We start from the raw sequence: 15,194 nt of genomic DNA, 5'->3' as shown, positions 1-15,194 counted from the left end.
CCTGCCGGGTCTTCCCGCCACCGGCGCAGCCCGACCCCGGAACGACAGATGACCCCCCTGCCCGGCTCCCCCACCCCGCGGCGGCGGGTGCGCGGCCGATGGCACGGCACCGACACCGTCTTCCAGTACGCCGTCCGGGCGGCCGCCGCACTGGTGATCGTGGTGCTGGTGGCCACCGCGGTGTTCCTGGTGCAGCAGGCGTGGCCCGCGCTGCGCCAGTACGGGATCCTCAGCTATCTGCTCTCCGACCGGTGGGCGCCGTCCGAGGCCACCGCCACCGGGCGGCATCCGAACCCGTACGGCATCGCGCAGTTCGCCTACGGCACGGCGGTGACCTCGCTGATCGCGATGGTGCTGGCGGTGCCGGTCGCGGTGGCCGTCTCGCTGTACCTGACCGAGATCGCGCCGCGCTGGCTTCGCCGGTGGCTGTCGGGTCTGGTGGACCTGCTGGCCGCGATCCCGTCGGTGGTGTACGGGTTCTGGGGGATCTTCGCGCTGATCCCCGCAGTGCGCCCGGCGGGTGTATGGGTGTCGCGGACCCTCGGTACCGCGCCGGTGATCGGGCCGCTGTTCGCCGGTCCGTTCTTCGGCGTCTCCTATCTGGTGGCCGGTCTGGTGCTGGCGATCATGATCCTGCCGATCATCACGGCGATCTGCCGCGAGGTCTTCGCCACCGTTCCCACCGAGGACAAGGAGTCGGCACTGGCGTTGGGCGCGACGCGCTGGGAGATGGTGCGGATGGCCGTGCTGCCGCGGTCCCGCTCGGGGATCGCCGGGGCCGCGGTACTCGGCCTCGGCCGGGCGGTCGGGGAGACCATCGCGGTCACCATGGTGATCGGCAACAACGCCCTGTCGATCACCACGAGCCTTCTCGGCCCCGGGGCGACCATGGCCTCGGTGATCGCCAACGAGTTCACCGAGTCCACCGAGCCGTTCCACCTGCAGTCGCTGATGGTGGTGGGCGCCTGGCTGCTGGTCATCGCGCTGGCTGTGAACACCGTCGGCAAGCTGATCGTCCGGCGCACCCGAGAGGACATCGCGTGATGGCCGCCCCCGCGTCCACGTCCGCGTCCGCCGCCCGCCGCGGTCTGCCGCGCCGGTTGTCGGTCAACACCGCGATGACGGTGGTGCTGTGCCTGGTCACCGCGGGCGTGGTGGCGCTGCTGCTGTGGATCCTCGGCTATGTGGCCGGTCAGGGGCTTAAGTACCTCGGACCGATGTTCCTGACGCACACTCCGCCGGGGGATCCCTCGCAGGCGGGCGGCGGCTTCGCCAACGGGATCGTCGGCTCGCTGGTGATCGTCGGCATCGCCACCGGGCTGTCGGTGCCGGTCGGCATCGCCGCCGCGGTGCACATGGTGGAGTACCGGGGGCGGCTGGCGAGGGCGTGCGGTTTCCTCACCGACGTACTGATCGGTCTGCCGTCCATCGTCACTGGTGCGTTCGTCTACGCGCTGTGGGTCGCGCACTTCGGGTTCTCCGGGCTGGCCGGGGCGGTGGCGCTCGGCCTGATCATGCTGCCGCTGGTCATCCGGGCCACCGCGGAGGTGCTGCGGCTGGTGCCGGTCGAACTGCGCGAGGCCAGTTTGGCGCTCGGGGTGAGCCGGGCCCGCACCGTCATGTCCATCGTGCTGCCGACCGCCCGCTCCGGGATCGTCACCGGGGTCATGCTGGCGGTGGCCCGCGCGATGGGCGAGACCGCGCCGCTGCTGCTGACCGCACTGGGCAACGACCTCTTCCTGGAGACCAATCCGACCCGTCGGATGTCCACCCTGTCGCTGCAGATCTTCAGCAACGCCATCACGGGGTTCGCCACCGCGCAGGCCCGGGCCTGGGCCGGGACGCTCACCCTGGTCGTCATCGTGCTGGTGCTCAGCGTCGGCGCCCGGCTGATCAGCCGCCGCGGCATCGTCAGGAGTGCCCGATGACCCCTGACACCACCGCTGCCGCCCGGATCGACGTGGTCAACCTGACCGCCTTCTACCACGGCCAACCCGCGGTGGCGGACGTGGACCTGGTCATCGAGCCGCGTCAGGTCACCGCGCTGATCGGCCCCTCCGGCAGCGGCAAGTCCACTTTGCTGCGCTGTATGAACGGGCTGCACCTGACCGTGCCGGACGCCAGCCTGACCGGCCAGGTGCTGCTGGACGACGCCGACATCTACGCCAAGGGCAGCAACCCGGTGGAGATACGGCAACGGGTCGGCATGGTCTTCCAGCGAGCGACACCGTTCCCCACCATGTCCGTCCGCGACAACGTGCTGGCCGGGCTGCACCTTGGCCGACGCCTCGGCCGCGGCCCGCACGACGATGTCGCCGAACAGGCGCTGACGAAGGCCGGGTTGTGGCAGGAGGTCAAGGACCGGCTCAAGGCGCCCGCCGCGAGCCTGTCCGGCGGCCAGCAGCAACGGATGTGCATCGCCAGGGCGTTGGCGGTGGAGCCGGAAGTCCTGTTGATGGACGAGCCCTGTGCGCACCTGGACCCGATCTCCACGCTCACCATCGAGGACCTGATCAGGGAGATCAAGGAGACGTACACCGTCGTCATCGTCACCCACAACATGCAGCAGGCGGCCCGTGTCGCCGACACCACCGCGTTCTTGACCATGTCGGCGGTGGGCGAGCCGGGACGACTGGTCGAAGTCGGGCCCACGGAAAGGATCTTCAGCTCCCCGCGGCGGCAGACCACGGAGGACTACATCAGCGGGAAGATCGGCTGAGCGCACAACGGTCAGCGCCGGTGCTCCGGCGGACGGCGCACAGGTGAGGCGAGCGGGGTGAGGGCGGCCGCCTCCGGCAGCCAGTCGTGTTCCGGGTCGTACTCCAGCCATCTGCTGCCGCTCGCGATCTCGGTGAACGCCCGCAGCAGCGCGTCGAGTTGGGGGTGCCGCTGGTCGTCGCGCCAGATCAGGGACCAGGCGTAGAGCGGCGTGGGGGCGACCAGCGGGATGGCGCGGACGCCGGGGTCGTCCAGGGGCGGGCAGTCGGCGGGGAACAGCGAGAAGGCGCGCGGCTCGGTGCGCAGCCGGGACAGGAAGTGCGGCAGGCCGAGGTTCGGCCCGCCGACCCGTTCGGTGATACCGAAGTCATCGGCGAACTGCCGTAGGAAGTCCAGGCGTGCCACTTCCGCCGGGCACCACAGCACGCTGTCCCGCAGGTCGGCGGGGCGCAGTTCGGTGGCGTCGGCCAGCGGGTGGTCGGCGCCGACGAGCACGTCCACGGGCTCCAGCCGCACCAGGCGGTGCGTCAGGCCGGTGTCCAGGTGCTCGGGCAGGCGGTGGACGCGGCCGAAGCCCACGTCGATCTCGCCGCGCAGCAACGCGGCGGCCACCGAGGGCAGATCCCGTCCGGCGCCCGGCTCCACGTCGAGATCCGGCAACGCGTCCAGCACCCGCGCGACGGTCCGCATCGGCAGGTACAGGTGCCCCCAGACGTCGAGGCGCGGCGTCTGCCGGGTGCCGCGTGCCGCCGCTACCGCGTGCCTGCCAGCGACCAGGGCACTGCGGGCCGGTTCCAGGAACCGCTCCCCCGCCTCGGTCAGCCGCAGCCCGGTGCCGCGGTCGAACAGCCTGACGCCGAGCGCCGTCTCCAGCCGTGCGACGCGCTTGGACAGTGCCTGCTGGCTGATCGACAGCTGTTCCGCGGCCCGGCCGAAGTGCAGCAGTTCGGCGGCCGTGGCGAACGCACGCACCTGCGCGAGGTCGAGATCCACACGGCTCACCCTAACCGCGCGGCTGGCGGTGGAATCACACCGCCGGTGCTGACCGGGCGGCTGTCCTCGCGGCGCCCCCTAACCGGCGTAGAGTTGCTCGATCTCCGCCGCGTAAGCCTTGACGATCGCGCCGCGGCGGAGCTTGAGGGTGGGCGTCAAAAGGCCGTCCGCCACACTGAATTCGTTCGGCAGGATCCTGAAGGCCCTGATCGACTCCGCGCGTGAGACCGCGGTGTTGGCCATGGACACCGCCTGCTGGATCTCCGCGTGCAGTGCCTGGTTCGCCGACACCACCGCACGGCCGGGTGACGTCGATCCGCCGACCATCCGCTGCCAGCGCGCCAGCTCCGTGGGTTCCAGCGTGATCAACGCCCCGATGTACGGCCGGTTGTCGCCCACCACGACGCACTGGGAGATCAGCGGATGCTGGCGCAGCCGTTCCTCCAGCAGCAGGGGGCAGACGCTCTTGCCGCCGCTGGTGATGATGACGTCCTTCTTGCGGCCGGTGATGGTCAGATAGCCGTCGCCGTCCAGGTATCCGAGGTCACCGGTGCGCAGCCAGCCCTCGTGCAGTGCCGCCTCGGTGGCGGCCGGGTCTCCCAGGTACCCCGAGAAGACCGTGCTGCCGCGCACCCACACCTCGCCGTCGTGGGCGATGCGCACCGAGTGCCCCGGCGTCGGGCGGCCCACCGTACCGAACCGCACCCGGCCGAGCGGCTGGGTGGTGACCGCGCCGGTCGTCTCGGTGAGTCCGTAGCCGTCGTAGACCGTGATGCCCGCGCCCGCGAACAGCAGGCCCAGTTCCCGGCTGAACGGCGAACCGCCGGTGACCGCGTACCGCACCCGGCCGCCGAAGACGGACCGGAGCTTCTTGTACACCATGTGGTCGAAGACCGCGTGCGCCGCCTTCAGACCGGGGGACGGCCCCCGGCCGGTGCCCCAGGCCAGCCGCTCGGTCGCCTCGGCGTGGCGCACGGCCACGTCCAGGGCCTTGTCGAACAGCTGCGCCCGTCCCGACCGCTGCGCGGCGTCGCGCGCACAGCGCAGGATCCGTTCGAAGACGTACGGTACCGCGAAGACGAACGTCGGCTTGAACGAGGCGAACGCGGACAGCAGCGCATCCGCCGTGAGGGCTGGCTCATGGCCCAGCACGATGCCGCCGCGCAGGCAGGCGACCTGCACCACCAACCCGTAGACGTGCGACAGCGGCAGGAACGTGAGGATCGACGGCTGCTCGCCGGGTGCGGCGAGCAGCGAACTCCAGCCCGCGATCAGGGTGTCGCACTGGGCCGCCAGATTGAGATGGGAGATCAGACATCCCATGGGCCTGCCGGTGGTGCCGGAGGTGTAGGCGATGACCGCGGGGAAGTGGGGTTCCACCGACCAGCGCAACTGGTCCACCAGGTCATCGGGCACGTCTCGGCCCTGGGCGCACAGCTCGGGTACGCAGTTCCTGTCCATCTGCCAGATCCAGCGAAGCGCCGGAAGCCGGTCGCACACGGCTCCGACCGTCATCGCGTGGTCCTCTCCCTCGACGACCACGGCCACCGCCTGGGTATGCGACAGCATCCAGCAGACCTGCTCAGCCGAGGACGTGGGGTAGATGGGGACCAGTTGGACTCCGATCGACCACAGCGCGTAGCTGAAGAGCGTCCACTCGTACCGTGTCCGCGCCATGATGGCCACCCGGTCCCCGAAGCCGATGCCTTGGGCCAGCAGGCCCTTGGCCAGTGCCACGACCTCGTCACGGAAGGCGGCGGCGGTCACCGAGGTCCACTCGTCGGGTCGGACGGGGCTGCGTCGGGCCAACAGGACCCTACCGGGTTCGCGGGCGGCCACCTCGTACAACGAGTCCGCCAAACCGCCCGAACGCAGCGGTTCCACGAGGAGAGGGAGACTGAATTCGCGCATGGCGCCCCCTTCTTGAGCCAGGGCTCGACCCCCGTTGACGGAGAGGAGGCAGCGAAAACTACCGGCCGGATCGCTGGCTGCATAGGGCACCGGCTGATTCTGATGACGGCGGCGCGAAGTCTCCGCAAGATCTCCCACAGTTACCCGCGGACACAGGGGCATTCCGCCCAACTTCCCTTGTTAGCAGTGTGATTGACGCCGCGTCGACAACGCCCGGCTGGCCCGTCGGAACACGCACCCGGGCGCAAGGTCGTAGCCCGCGCTGGTCGACAACCAACGGTTGTCAGCACGGTCGAACGGTTGTTGGACCGATGGGTGCGCCGCGGGGTGTGCTGGACGCACCAACCCAAGCACTCAGCGAAAGGCGGACGTGCGATGAAGGCGTTCGTGCCGACCGGGCGGGCCGACACTCCGGTCGCCCTGGCGGATGTCCCCGAGCCGCGGCCCCGGGCGAACGAGGCACTGGTCAAGGTCGAGGCGTTCTCGGTGGACCGCGGCGAGACCTTCCAGTTGGAGCGCCCGAGGCCCGACTGGCGGCCGGGCAAGGACATCGCGGGCATGGTGGTCCAGGCGGCGGCGGACGGGTCGGGACCCGCCAACTGCCGCCGGGTCGTGGGCCATCCGCCAGCCGGTGGCTGGGCCGAGTACGTCGCCGTACCGACCGACTCGCTGGCCGAGCTGCCCGACGCGGTGACCACCGTGCAGGCCGCCGGGCTCCCACTGGCCGGGCTGACCGCACTGCGGCTGCTGCGGGCCGCCGGACCGGTGGCCGGGAAGCGGCTGCTGCTCACCGGCGCCTCCGACGGGGTCGGCCACTACCTGACCGAACTCGCCGCGGGCGGCGGCGCCGAGGTCACCGCGGTCACCGGCTCGCCGGAGCGCGGCCGACGGTTGTCGGAGCTGGGCGCCACCGAGGTCGTCCAGGACATCAACGACGCCCAGGGCGACTTCGACCTGGTGCTGGAGTCGACCGGCGGCGACCAACTCACGCTGGCGCTCTCCCGGTTGGCTCGGCGCGGCACGCTGGTCTGGTTCGGCCAGGCCAGCCGCCGGCCGGTGACGCTGGACTTCTTCGACTTCTTCACCGGCCCCGAGTCGGCCACCCTGCGGCACTTCCACTATGCCGACAGCGACACCCCGTACGGCACCGACCTGGCCGTGCTGGTCCGCCTGGTCGCCACGGGCAGGCTGCATCCGCAGATCGGCCGGGTCGCCGACTGGGCGGAAACCGCTGGCACTCTCACCGACCTGCGTGACCGCCGGGTGCGCGGCAAGGCCGTGCTCACCGTCGCGTGACATCCCAACCCCTTCCGAATCCCAAGGAGTTCGACCATGGCCGCGGACAGCGACCCCAAGTCCGTTGTGATCCGCTACGTGGAGGCGGTCGCCGCGGGTGATCTGCCGGTGATCCGTGACAGTTTCGCCGACGACGCCACCTGGCACTATCCCGGTGATCTACCGCCGTCCGGCACATGGCGGGGCCGCGACACCATCGTCGACGACTTCCTCGGCGCGGCCGGTGCCCTGCTCCGGCCGGAGACCGTGGTCATCCGGCTGGCCGAGGTCATCGCCGAAGGCGACCGGGTGGTGGCCGAGTGGACCTCGGACGCCGTCTCCGTGCGCGGCGCCGAGTACCACAACCGCTGCATCGGGGTGTTCACCGTGCGCGACGGCCGGATCGCCTCCGTACGCGAGTACACCGACACCCGGCACGCCGCCACCGTGCTCTTCCCCGACCACCAGTAACCCCAGGAAACCGAGAACGTGAGCGAAACCGTGACGTCCTTTCTCCAACTCCCCGGCATCCTCGCCCAGTTCATAACGATCAACCGGTCACGGGCCACCGGCGCCGGGCTCGATCCGTTCGAGTACGAGCGGGTGACGGCTGGCCTGGCCTCGCTCCACGACTGGCCCGACGCCTTCCGTGCGGCCGGGCGCGGCCATCTCGCCGCGGGTGAACGCGGCGAGGCCGAGGGGCGTCTGGTGTCGGCGGGCGATGCGTACCGGACCGCCGCCCGCTGGTTCCACTACTCCGTACTGCTGCCGCACCCCGACCGTGCCACCGCCGCGCTGGCCGCCAGCGAGTCCGACGAGGCGATGCGCAGGGCGCTGACCCTGCTGGACCCGAAGGCCGAACGGGTCGAGGAGCCCGGCCGGTTCGCGGGATGGCTGCGCGCCCCGGAGGGAGCGGACCGGCCGCCGGTGGTGGTCGTGGTGCCCGGACTCGACTCCAGCAAGGAGGAGTTCCACGCGGTGACCGAGGCGCTGCTGCGCCGGGGCCTCGCCACGTTCACCATGGACGGCCCCGGCCAGGGCGTACTGGCCGCGACGACCACCGTGCAGGCTGACTACCACCGGGTGCTGGGCCGAGTTGTCGACGCGCTGGAGGAGCGTCCCGGCGTCGACGCCGCCAGGACCGGGGTGATCGGGCTGAGCATGGGCGGGTTCTACGCCGCGCTCGGCGCCGCGTACGAGCCGCGGATCCGCGCCACGGCGACGGTCAGCGGACCGTACTGGCTCGTCTGGGACGAGTTGAACGCGTATGTCAGCCAGACCCTGGCGCAGCGTTGCGGAGGACTGGACGCGGCACGGGAGTTCAGCGCCCGGCTCGATCTGCGCGGGGTGGCCGAGCGCATCGTCAGCCCGTTGCGGGTCGTCGACGGCGGGCAGGACACCATTCCCGGTGTGACCAACGGTGAGCTCCTGGCCCGGCAGGCCCCCGGGGGCGAGTACCTGCTGGTGCCGCACGGCGACCATCTGCTCGGCAACGCCCGCGCGGACTGGCTGCCGTCCACCGCCGACTGGCTGGTCGAGCGCCTCACCGGCTGAGCCGGTAGCCCGAGCGCCTCCCGTCCGCGAACCGGGGTGGCGCCGCGACCTCGGCCGATGGGCCGCGCCGACTGCCGTGGGCCACCAGGTGGCGTAACACAGGCATGCCGGTGACCGGGTGTGGGGACGCGCGTTCCATGAAACAGATCGGTCTCCCGAAAGGCATCAGGGCGTGCCTGTTCGATCTCGACGGTGTGCTGACGAAGACCGCCCTCGTGCACGCCGCGGCGTGGAAGGCGACGTTCGACGAGTTCCTGCGGCGACGTGAGGGGGCTGGCTTCCGTCCGTTCGACGCGGTCGCCGACTACGACGAGTATGTCGACGGGCGCCCACGCGCCGACGGCGTACGGTCGTTCCTCGCCTCGCGCGGCATCGAGTTGCCGGACGGCGACGATGACGATCCGCCCGACCGGGACACCGTCCACGGCTTGGGCAACCGGAAGAACGACCTGCTGCTGGAGAAGATCCGCACCGACGGCGTCGAGGCGTACCCCGGTTCGGTCCGCTATCTCGACGCGGTGCGCGCCGCCGGGCTGAGCACGGCGGTGGTCTCCTCCAGCGCCAACTGCCGTGACGTACTGGTCTCGGTGGGGTTGGACAAGTGCTTCGACGTACGGATCGACGGCATCGTCGCGGCTGAGCGCAAGCTTCCGGGGAAGCCGCGTCCGGACACCTATCTGGAAGCCGCGCACGACCTGGGCGTGGAGCCAGCGTCGGCGGCCGTGTTCGAGGACGCCCTGGCGGGGATGGACGCGGGCCACAGCGGGCACTTCGGCTACGTCGTGGGCGTGGACCGGGTCGGCCAGGCGGACGCCCTGCGGGCGCACGGAGCCGACATCGTGGTGCGTGACCTCGCGGAGCTGCTGGAGGACCGCTCATGATCAGCCATCCGTCGTTCGAGGTCGAGCCCTGGTGCCTGCGCGAGTCCAGCCTGCACCTCGATGTGCTGGAGCAGAGCGAGTCGGTGTTCGCGCTGTCCAACGGCCATGTCGGCTGGCGCGGCAACCTGGACGAGGGTGAGCCGCACGGCCTGCCCGGCTCCTACCTCAACGGGGTGCACGAGGTGCATCCGCTGCCGTACGCCGAGGCCGGTTACGGTTTTCCGGAGTCCGGCCAGACCGTGATCAACGTGACCAACGGGAAGATCATCCGGCTGTTCGTGGATGACGAACCCTTCGACGTGCGCTACGGGCGGCTGCGGTCCCATGAGCGCGTCCTGGATCTGCGTGGGGGGTTCCTGCGGCGCACCTGCGAGTGGACCTCGCCCGCCGGAACCACTGTCAGGGTGCGCTCCACCCGGCTGATCTCCCTCACCCAGCGCTCCGTGGCGGCCGTCGCCTACGAGGTGGAGCCGCTGGACGCCAAGGTCAGGATAGTCGTCCAGTCCGAACTCGTGGCCAACGAGCAGTTGCCGGAGACCACCGGTGACCCCCGGGTCTCCGCTGTTCTGGAGTCCCCGTTGCTGCCGGAGGAGCACTACGCCCACGGCATGCGGATGCGGCTGCTGCACTGCACCCGGCACAGCGGCCTGCGGGTCGGGGTGGCCGCCGACCACATCGTGCAGGGGCCGTCGTCCACCCAGTGCGCCAGCGAGAGCAGCGCGCACATCGGCCGACTCACCGTCACCTCCGAGCTGGAGCCGGGTGAGACGCTGCGGCTGGAGAAGTTCGTCGCCTACGGCTGGTCCGGAGTCCGCTCCCGCCCAGCGGTACGCGACCAGGCGGAGGCGGCGCTGGCCGGGGCCCGCAGCACGGGCTGGCAGGGGCTGCTGGACGAGCAGCGCGGTTACCTCGACGAGTTCTGGGCGCGCGCGGACGTCGAGATCGACGGCGACGAGGAGATCCAACAGGCCGTCCGCTTCGCACTGTTCCACGTACTGCAGGCCGGTGCGCGCGCCGAGCAGCGGGCGATCCCGTCGAAGGGCCTGACCGGTTCCGGTTACGACGGGCACTCGTTCTGGGACACCGAGGGTTTCGTGCTGCCGCTGCTCACCCACAACGCGCCGCACGCGGTGGCCGACGCGCTGCGCTGGCGGCAGTCCACCCTGCCCGCCGCCCGGGACCGCGCCCGCCAACTGGGCCTGAAGGGCGCGGCCTTCCCGTGGCGCACCATCGACGGGTCGGAGTGCTCCGGCTACTGGCCCGCCGGAACCGCGGCCTTCCACGTCAACGCGGACATCGCGTACGCCGTCACACGCTATGTGGCGGTCACCGACGACGAGGAGTTCGAGCGGGAGACCGGGGTCGAACTGCTGGTGGAGACCGCACGGTTGTGGCACTCGCTGGGCCACCACGACACGCACGGCCGCTTCCACATCGACGGGGTGACCGGCCCCGACGAGTACAGCGCCATCGCGAACGACAACCTGTACACCAACCTGCTGGCCCAGTTGAACCTGCGGGCCGCCGCCAACGCCGTGGAGCGCCACGAGAAGCAGGGCGCCGCCCTGGGCGTGGACGAGGAGGAGACCGCGGCCTGGCGGGACGCCGCCGAGGCCATAACACTGCCGTACAACAGCACGCTGCACGTGCACGAGCAGTCGGCCGGGTTCACCCGCCACCAGATGTGGGACTTCGCCCGGACCCGGGCCGACCAGTACCCGTTGATGCTGCACTTCCCGTACTTCGACCTCTACCGCAAGCAGGTGGTCAAACAGGCGGACCTGGTGTTCGCGATGTTCCTGCGCGGTGACGCCTTCGACGAGGAGCAGAAGGCGCGCAACTTCGAATACTACGAGCCGTTGACAGTACGGGACTCCTCCTTGTCGGCGTGCGTGCAGGGAGTGATCGCGGCCGAGGTCGGCCATCTCAAGCTCGCCTACGACTACCTGTCGGAGGCGGCCCTGATGGATCTGTACGACCTGGAGAACAACACCCGCGACGGGCTGCACATCGCCTCGCTCGCCGGTACCTGGCTCACCCTCGTCGCGGGCTTCGGCGGCATGCGGCACCGCGACGGGACGCTCTGCTTCACGCCGCGGTTGCCGGACCGGCTGCGGCGGCTCGCCTTCACCGTGCACGTGCGCGGGCAACTGCTGCGGGTCGAGATCACCGGATCGTCCGCCACCTACAGCCTGCTGGAGGGCGGACCGCTGGAGATCCAGCACTGCGGCCAGTCGGTGACGGTCTCCGACAAGGGCCCGCAGACCCGTCCGCTCTCACCCGTCACCACCCGCCCGGCACCGCAGCAGCCGCCCGGCCGCCGACCGAGGCGCCGGGAGTGAGGTGCGGCCCGGCCCGGCGCGCCGGGTGGGGCGGTCCGCTCTACCGTGGAGACGACGATGGCTGTCCAACGCATTGGCCTAGTGGTCCACCAGGGCCGCCCCGTGGCGGTCGCGGCGGCCCGTACCGTGCGCGACTGGGGTGCGGACCGGGGCATCGCCTGCACCGAGATCGACGTGTGGCGCGGCGACGTCCCGCGCCGCAGCGGCCAGGAGGAGGCGGCGGCGGCCGGACACCCCGACCTGATCGTCACCTTCGGCGGCGACGGCACGTTCCTGCGGGGGGCGCGCATCGCGGCCAAGAACGGCGCCGCGGTGCTGGGGGTGAACGTGGGCCGGCTCGGCTTCCTCACCGAGACCACCGCGGACGGGGTGCTGGACGCCCTGGAGACGGTGCACGCGGGGCGGGCGACCGTCGAGGAGCGCATGATGCTCACGCTGCGGGCGTCCCGGCCGCTGGAGATGCCGGTGGGCATGGAGGCGCTGCTGTGCTACGGCCGCGGCCCCGCGCTGCCGCCGCCGAAGGCCCGGTCGGGCGGTGACCGGGAGGTCGGCTGGGGCGTCGCGCTGGATGTGATCGCCGTCAACGACGTGGTGCTGGAGAAGCTCGCCCGGGACCGGCAGGCGAGCGTGGGCGTCTACATCACCGGGCAACTGCTCGCCGCCTACTCCGCCGACGCGGTCATCGTGGCCACCCCCACCGGCTCCACGGCGTACAGCTTCGCCGCCGGGGGACCCGTCGTCTCGCCGTACACGGACGCCGTGGTGTTCACCCCGGTGGCCGCGCACATGGCGTTCGACCGCACCGTGGTGGCCTCCGCGGACGAGGCCGTCGCGGTACGGGTGCTGCCGCAGTCCGGTCAGGTGGCGGTCAGCATCGACGGGCAACTGCGCGGGGTGCTGGACCCCGGTGACTGGGTGGCCGCCTACAAGGCTCCGACCCGGCTGCGGCTGGTGCGGCTGGCGCCGGCCGACTTCTACCGGCGGCTACGGGAGCGGTTCCAGCTGGCCGACGCGCCCGCCTCGGCGGACCAGGCCCCGGCCTTCGTCCGCCCGGCCGCGCCGGTGCCCGCGGACCTGGCGCATCTGCGGCTGCCTCCGCTGCCCGGAAGCTGAGCGGTGGGGCGGCTGAGCGGTGGGGCGGCTGAGCGGTGGGGCGGCTGAGCGGTGGGGCGGCGACTTCCTCACCGCGATGGTCAGTTGGGCGGGGTACGGCGGATGGCGACGACGGCGGCGTCGTCGCCGAGGTGGCCGTGGGCGTGGTCGAGCAGGTCGTCGCGGAGGTGGCGGACCACGTCGTCGGGGGTGTCCTTGGCCCAGGCCGCCGCCCGTTCGGCGAGCGGGTAGAAGCGGCCGTCGGCATCGCGAGCCTCGATCACCCCGTCGGTGTAGAACAGCAGCAGGTCGCCGCTTTCGAACGCGAACGTCTCCACCTCGTAGCTGATGGAGTCGACCAGTCCGCCCAGGCCGATGGGCAGATGGCTGGCCCGGGGACGCAGCGTGGTCACCTGGTCGTCGCGGAACAGCAGCGGCGGCGGATGGCCGCAGACGATCATGTGGACCACCGGCTCGTCGTCGGGCAGGTCCAGGAAGGTGGCGGTGGCGAAGAACTCGTCGACGTCGAACTCGTCGACGTCCTCGCAGGATGCCGAACGCCATTGGCTGGAGTCCCAGCGGGTGGCGCCGTCGAGGTGGACGGCCAGCCTGGGCAGGGTGGCCAGCCGGTGGGCGGCGGCACGGAAGGCGCCGAGCAGCAGGGCGGCGTGACTGATCGCGGCCAGGCCCTTGCCGCGCACATCGCCGATCAGCAGGCGGGTGCTGGTGGGGGTGCGGGCGGCGGCGTACAGGTCGCCGCCCATCTCGGCCTCCTCCTCGGCGGGCAGGTAGAGGCAGCCGATCTGCAGCGGGCCGCTGCGCCGGGGCAGCGGCCGCAGCAGCACGTGCTGGGCCGCCTCGGCCACCGACCGCACCCGGTGCAACTGCCGCTCACGCCGGTCGCGCACCAGACAGAAGACCACCAGCAGACCGGAGACCACCACCAGCGCGGCGATCTGGGCATCGATGTTGGCCGAGGTCAGCGACTCCCGGTACACCCCGATCAGCATCTGCGCCCCGACCGCGAGCAGCCCGATCAGCGCGGTGAGCCGGGCACCGGCGAACGCCACCGAGACCGCGGGGGCGGCCACTAGCAGCGGACCCAGATGGATGCGCGGCGGCAAGAGCACATCGGTGAGGATGACCGCGACGATGAGCGCCAACGGGATCACGACCAGCGCCGGGTTGTGTCCGGGCTGCCAGGAGCGAAGGCGACCGCTGCGTGGCCGAAGGGGCATGTACCCAGCTTGCATCCATGTCCCCGCGGCCCGCCGCCGCAGGCGTCGATCAGCGGCGCCGGTGTCTTCGGCGGCCTCGGCGGCCGGGCCGCTCCCTGAAGGGGCGCGGGGCTGTGTTCATGTGCGGCTCCGCCGCGTGGGCGCGACCAGCCACGACGGCGCTGCGGACGATCGACACACAGCACCTCGCCGCACTCCCAGCGGAGCGTCTACCCCAGGGGCGTCGGGCGGATCTCGAAGCCGTGGAGGCCCTCGGGGACGTCGTCGTAGACCAGCACCCGGTCCACGATCGCCAGTGGTGGGCCGTGGTGCGCCCAGGCGACCAGTTGGTCCACGGTATCGGGCGCGCCCTCGAAGACGGCTTCGACGGTTTGGTCCGGCAGGTTCCGTACCCAGCCCGCCACGCCGAGTTCCAGTGCGGTGCGGCGGCAGGTGTCGCGGAAGAAGACGCCCTGCACGTCACCGGAGACGATCACTCGCTTACGGATCATTGCCCCATCTTCCGTCCGCCATCGCTGTTCCTGGTGGACCGGCGGCGGTGCCACCGGCGTGCGGCAAGGAAGACGACCAGTACCGCCAGGACGGCCACCAAGTACAGCTCGTAGCGCTGGATCGCCGGATAGAGGGTGTTGATGTGCTGGCCCGCGAGGCCGCCGACGGTCACCCACAGGGCGACCCACAGCGCCGCGCCCAGCGCGTTGAAGGCCAGGAACCGCCACCAGTACATCTCGGCCAGACCGGCGATGATGCCGTTCGCCTGCCGTAGACCCTCGATGAAGCGGGCGACGGTGACGATCTTCCCGCCGTGCCGGACGAAGAACTCCTCGGCCTTGGCGATCCGTTCGGGCGTCAGCATGACGTACCGCCCGAAGCGGGTGACGAGCCGGTGCCCGCCGAACCGGCCGATGACGTAGCCGACGTTGTCGCCGCAGACCGCGGCGACGAAGGCGACCACGGCGACGACCAGGATGTTCAACCGCCCCGCGCCCGCGTACACCGAGGCGGCGATCAGCAGCGTCTCGCCCGGCACCGGAACACCGAAGTCCTCCAGGAACACCAGGCCGCCGACCGCCAGATACCCCCAGTGGTCCAGCAGCGGGGCCAAGTCGGCCAGTACGCCGGGCAGTTGCGGCGAGCCATCCATGATCGTCCCTGTACTCGTCAGCGGCCGGTGGCCAAGAGCCTAGGCG

General features: G+C 71.3%; 14 protein-coding genes. 9 read left to right on the top strand and 5 right to left on the bottom strand.

What is annotated here, in order from left to right; all coding sequences use genetic code 11:
* The first annotated feature begins 48 nt into the window (after window positions 1-48).
* The 3 genes from pstC to NON19_RS04880 are packed head-to-tail and all read left to right on the top strand — an operon-like array spanning window position 49 to window position 2,719.
* Window positions 49-1,044, top strand: coding sequence for a phosphate ABC transporter permease subunit PstC (gene pstC / locus NON19_RS04890; protein WP_255925341.1), 996 nt, complete (start codon window positions 49-51; stop codon window positions 1,042-1,044).
* Window positions 1,044-1,928 (top strand): phosphate ABC transporter permease PstA, encoded by an 885-nt coding sequence (pstA, locus tag NON19_RS04885; protein ID WP_255925340.1) that lies wholly within the window; start codon window positions 1,044-1,046, stop codon window positions 1,926-1,928. Before pstC ends, pstA begins: the two co-directional genes overlap by 1 nt.
* The gene (locus tag NON19_RS04880) at window positions 1,925-2,719 is read left to right on the top strand and encodes a phosphate ABC transporter ATP-binding protein (protein WP_255925339.1); all 795 of its coding nucleotides are present in this window, start codon (window positions 1,925-1,927) and stop codon (window positions 2,717-2,719) included. The genes pstA and NON19_RS04880 overlap by 4 nt, the downstream gene beginning before the upstream one ends.
* 11 nt (window positions 2,720-2,730) lie before the next feature.
* Here the strand turns inward: NON19_RS04880 and NON19_RS04875 are convergent, their stop codons facing one another.
* Both NON19_RS04875 and NON19_RS04870 read right to left on the bottom strand, forming a co-directional pair.
* Window positions 2,731-3,711 carry a LysR family transcriptional regulator gene (locus tag NON19_RS04875; protein ID WP_255925338.1) on the bottom strand — a complete coding sequence of 327 codons (981 nt, stop codon included), beginning with the start codon at window positions 3,709-3,711 and terminating at the stop codon, window positions 2,731-2,733.
* A 78-nt stretch (window positions 3,712-3,789) separates the two neighbouring features.
* Window positions 3,790-5,622, bottom strand: a complete 1,833-nt coding sequence (locus tag NON19_RS04870) for an AMP-dependent synthetase/ligase (protein WP_255925337.1) — start codon at window positions 5,620-5,622, stop codon at window positions 3,790-3,792.
* Between the two features lie 375 nt (window positions 5,623-5,997).
* On the opposite strand from NON19_RS04870, the gene NON19_RS04865 reads away from it, so the two are divergent.
* The 6 genes from NON19_RS04865 (at window position 5,998) to NON19_RS04840 (ending at window position 12,787) form a co-directional block, all read left to right on the top strand.
* Window positions 5,998-6,918, top strand: coding sequence for a zinc-binding dehydrogenase (locus tag NON19_RS04865; RefSeq protein WP_255925336.1), 921 nt, complete (start codon window positions 5,998-6,000; stop codon window positions 6,916-6,918).
* A gap of 36 nt (window positions 6,919-6,954) precedes the next feature.
* Complete coding sequence (locus NON19_RS04860) at window positions 6,955-7,368, top strand: nuclear transport factor 2 family protein (protein ID WP_255925335.1); 414 nt, start codon at window positions 6,955-6,957, stop codon at window positions 7,366-7,368.
* An 18-nt stretch (window positions 7,369-7,386) separates the two neighbouring features.
* Window positions 7,387-8,451 (top strand): alpha/beta hydrolase family protein, encoded by a 1,065-nt coding sequence (locus NON19_RS04855; protein ID WP_255925334.1) that lies wholly within the window; start codon window positions 7,387-7,389, stop codon window positions 8,449-8,451.
* A gap of 137 nt (window positions 8,452-8,588) precedes the next feature.
* Window positions 8,589-9,332 (top strand): beta-phosphoglucomutase family hydrolase, encoded by a 744-nt coding sequence (locus NON19_RS04850; RefSeq protein WP_255925332.1) that lies wholly within the window; start codon window positions 8,589-8,591, stop codon window positions 9,330-9,332.
* A complete protein-coding gene (locus NON19_RS04845; protein WP_255925331.1) occupies window positions 9,329-11,674 on the top strand; it encodes a glycoside hydrolase family 65 protein in 2,346 nt (781 codons plus the stop codon). Before NON19_RS04850 ends, NON19_RS04845 begins: the two co-directional genes overlap by 4 nt.
* 57 nt (window positions 11,675-11,731) lie before the next feature.
* Window positions 11,732-12,787, top strand: a complete 1,056-nt coding sequence (locus tag NON19_RS04840) for an NAD(+)/NADH kinase (RefSeq protein WP_255925330.1) — start codon at window positions 11,732-11,734, stop codon at window positions 12,785-12,787.
* An 80-nt stretch (window positions 12,788-12,867) separates the two neighbouring features.
* On the opposite strand, the gene NON19_RS04835 is transcribed toward NON19_RS04840, so the two are convergent.
* The 3 genes from NON19_RS04835 to NON19_RS04825 all read right to left on the bottom strand — a co-directional run bounded on the left by NON19_RS04835 (window position 12,868) and on the right by NON19_RS04825 (window position 15,148).
* Window positions 12,868-14,004, bottom strand: coding sequence for a PP2C family protein-serine/threonine phosphatase (locus NON19_RS04835; protein ID WP_255925329.1), 1,137 nt, complete (start codon window positions 14,002-14,004; stop codon window positions 12,868-12,870).
* A gap of 209 nt (window positions 14,005-14,213) precedes the next feature.
* Window positions 14,214-14,495 carry an acylphosphatase gene (locus tag NON19_RS04830; protein WP_255925328.1) on the bottom strand — a complete coding sequence of 94 codons (282 nt, stop codon included), beginning with the start codon at window positions 14,493-14,495 and terminating at the stop codon, window positions 14,214-14,216.
* On the bottom strand, window positions 14,492-15,148 hold the full coding sequence (locus tag NON19_RS04825; RefSeq protein ID WP_255925327.1) for a DedA family protein: 657 nt from the start codon (window positions 15,146-15,148) through the stop codon (window positions 14,492-14,494). Before NON19_RS04825 ends, NON19_RS04830 begins: the two co-directional genes overlap by 4 nt.
* Between the last annotated feature and the right edge of the window lie 46 nt (window positions 15,149-15,194).

It is taken from the genome of Streptantibioticus rubrisoli (assembly GCF_024436055.1).
Classification (GTDB): Bacteria; Actinomycetota; Actinomycetes; order Streptomycetales; family Streptomycetaceae; genus Streptantibioticus_A; species Streptantibioticus_A rubrisoli.
This window is presented reverse-complemented; position numbering and strand designations above follow the sequence as displayed.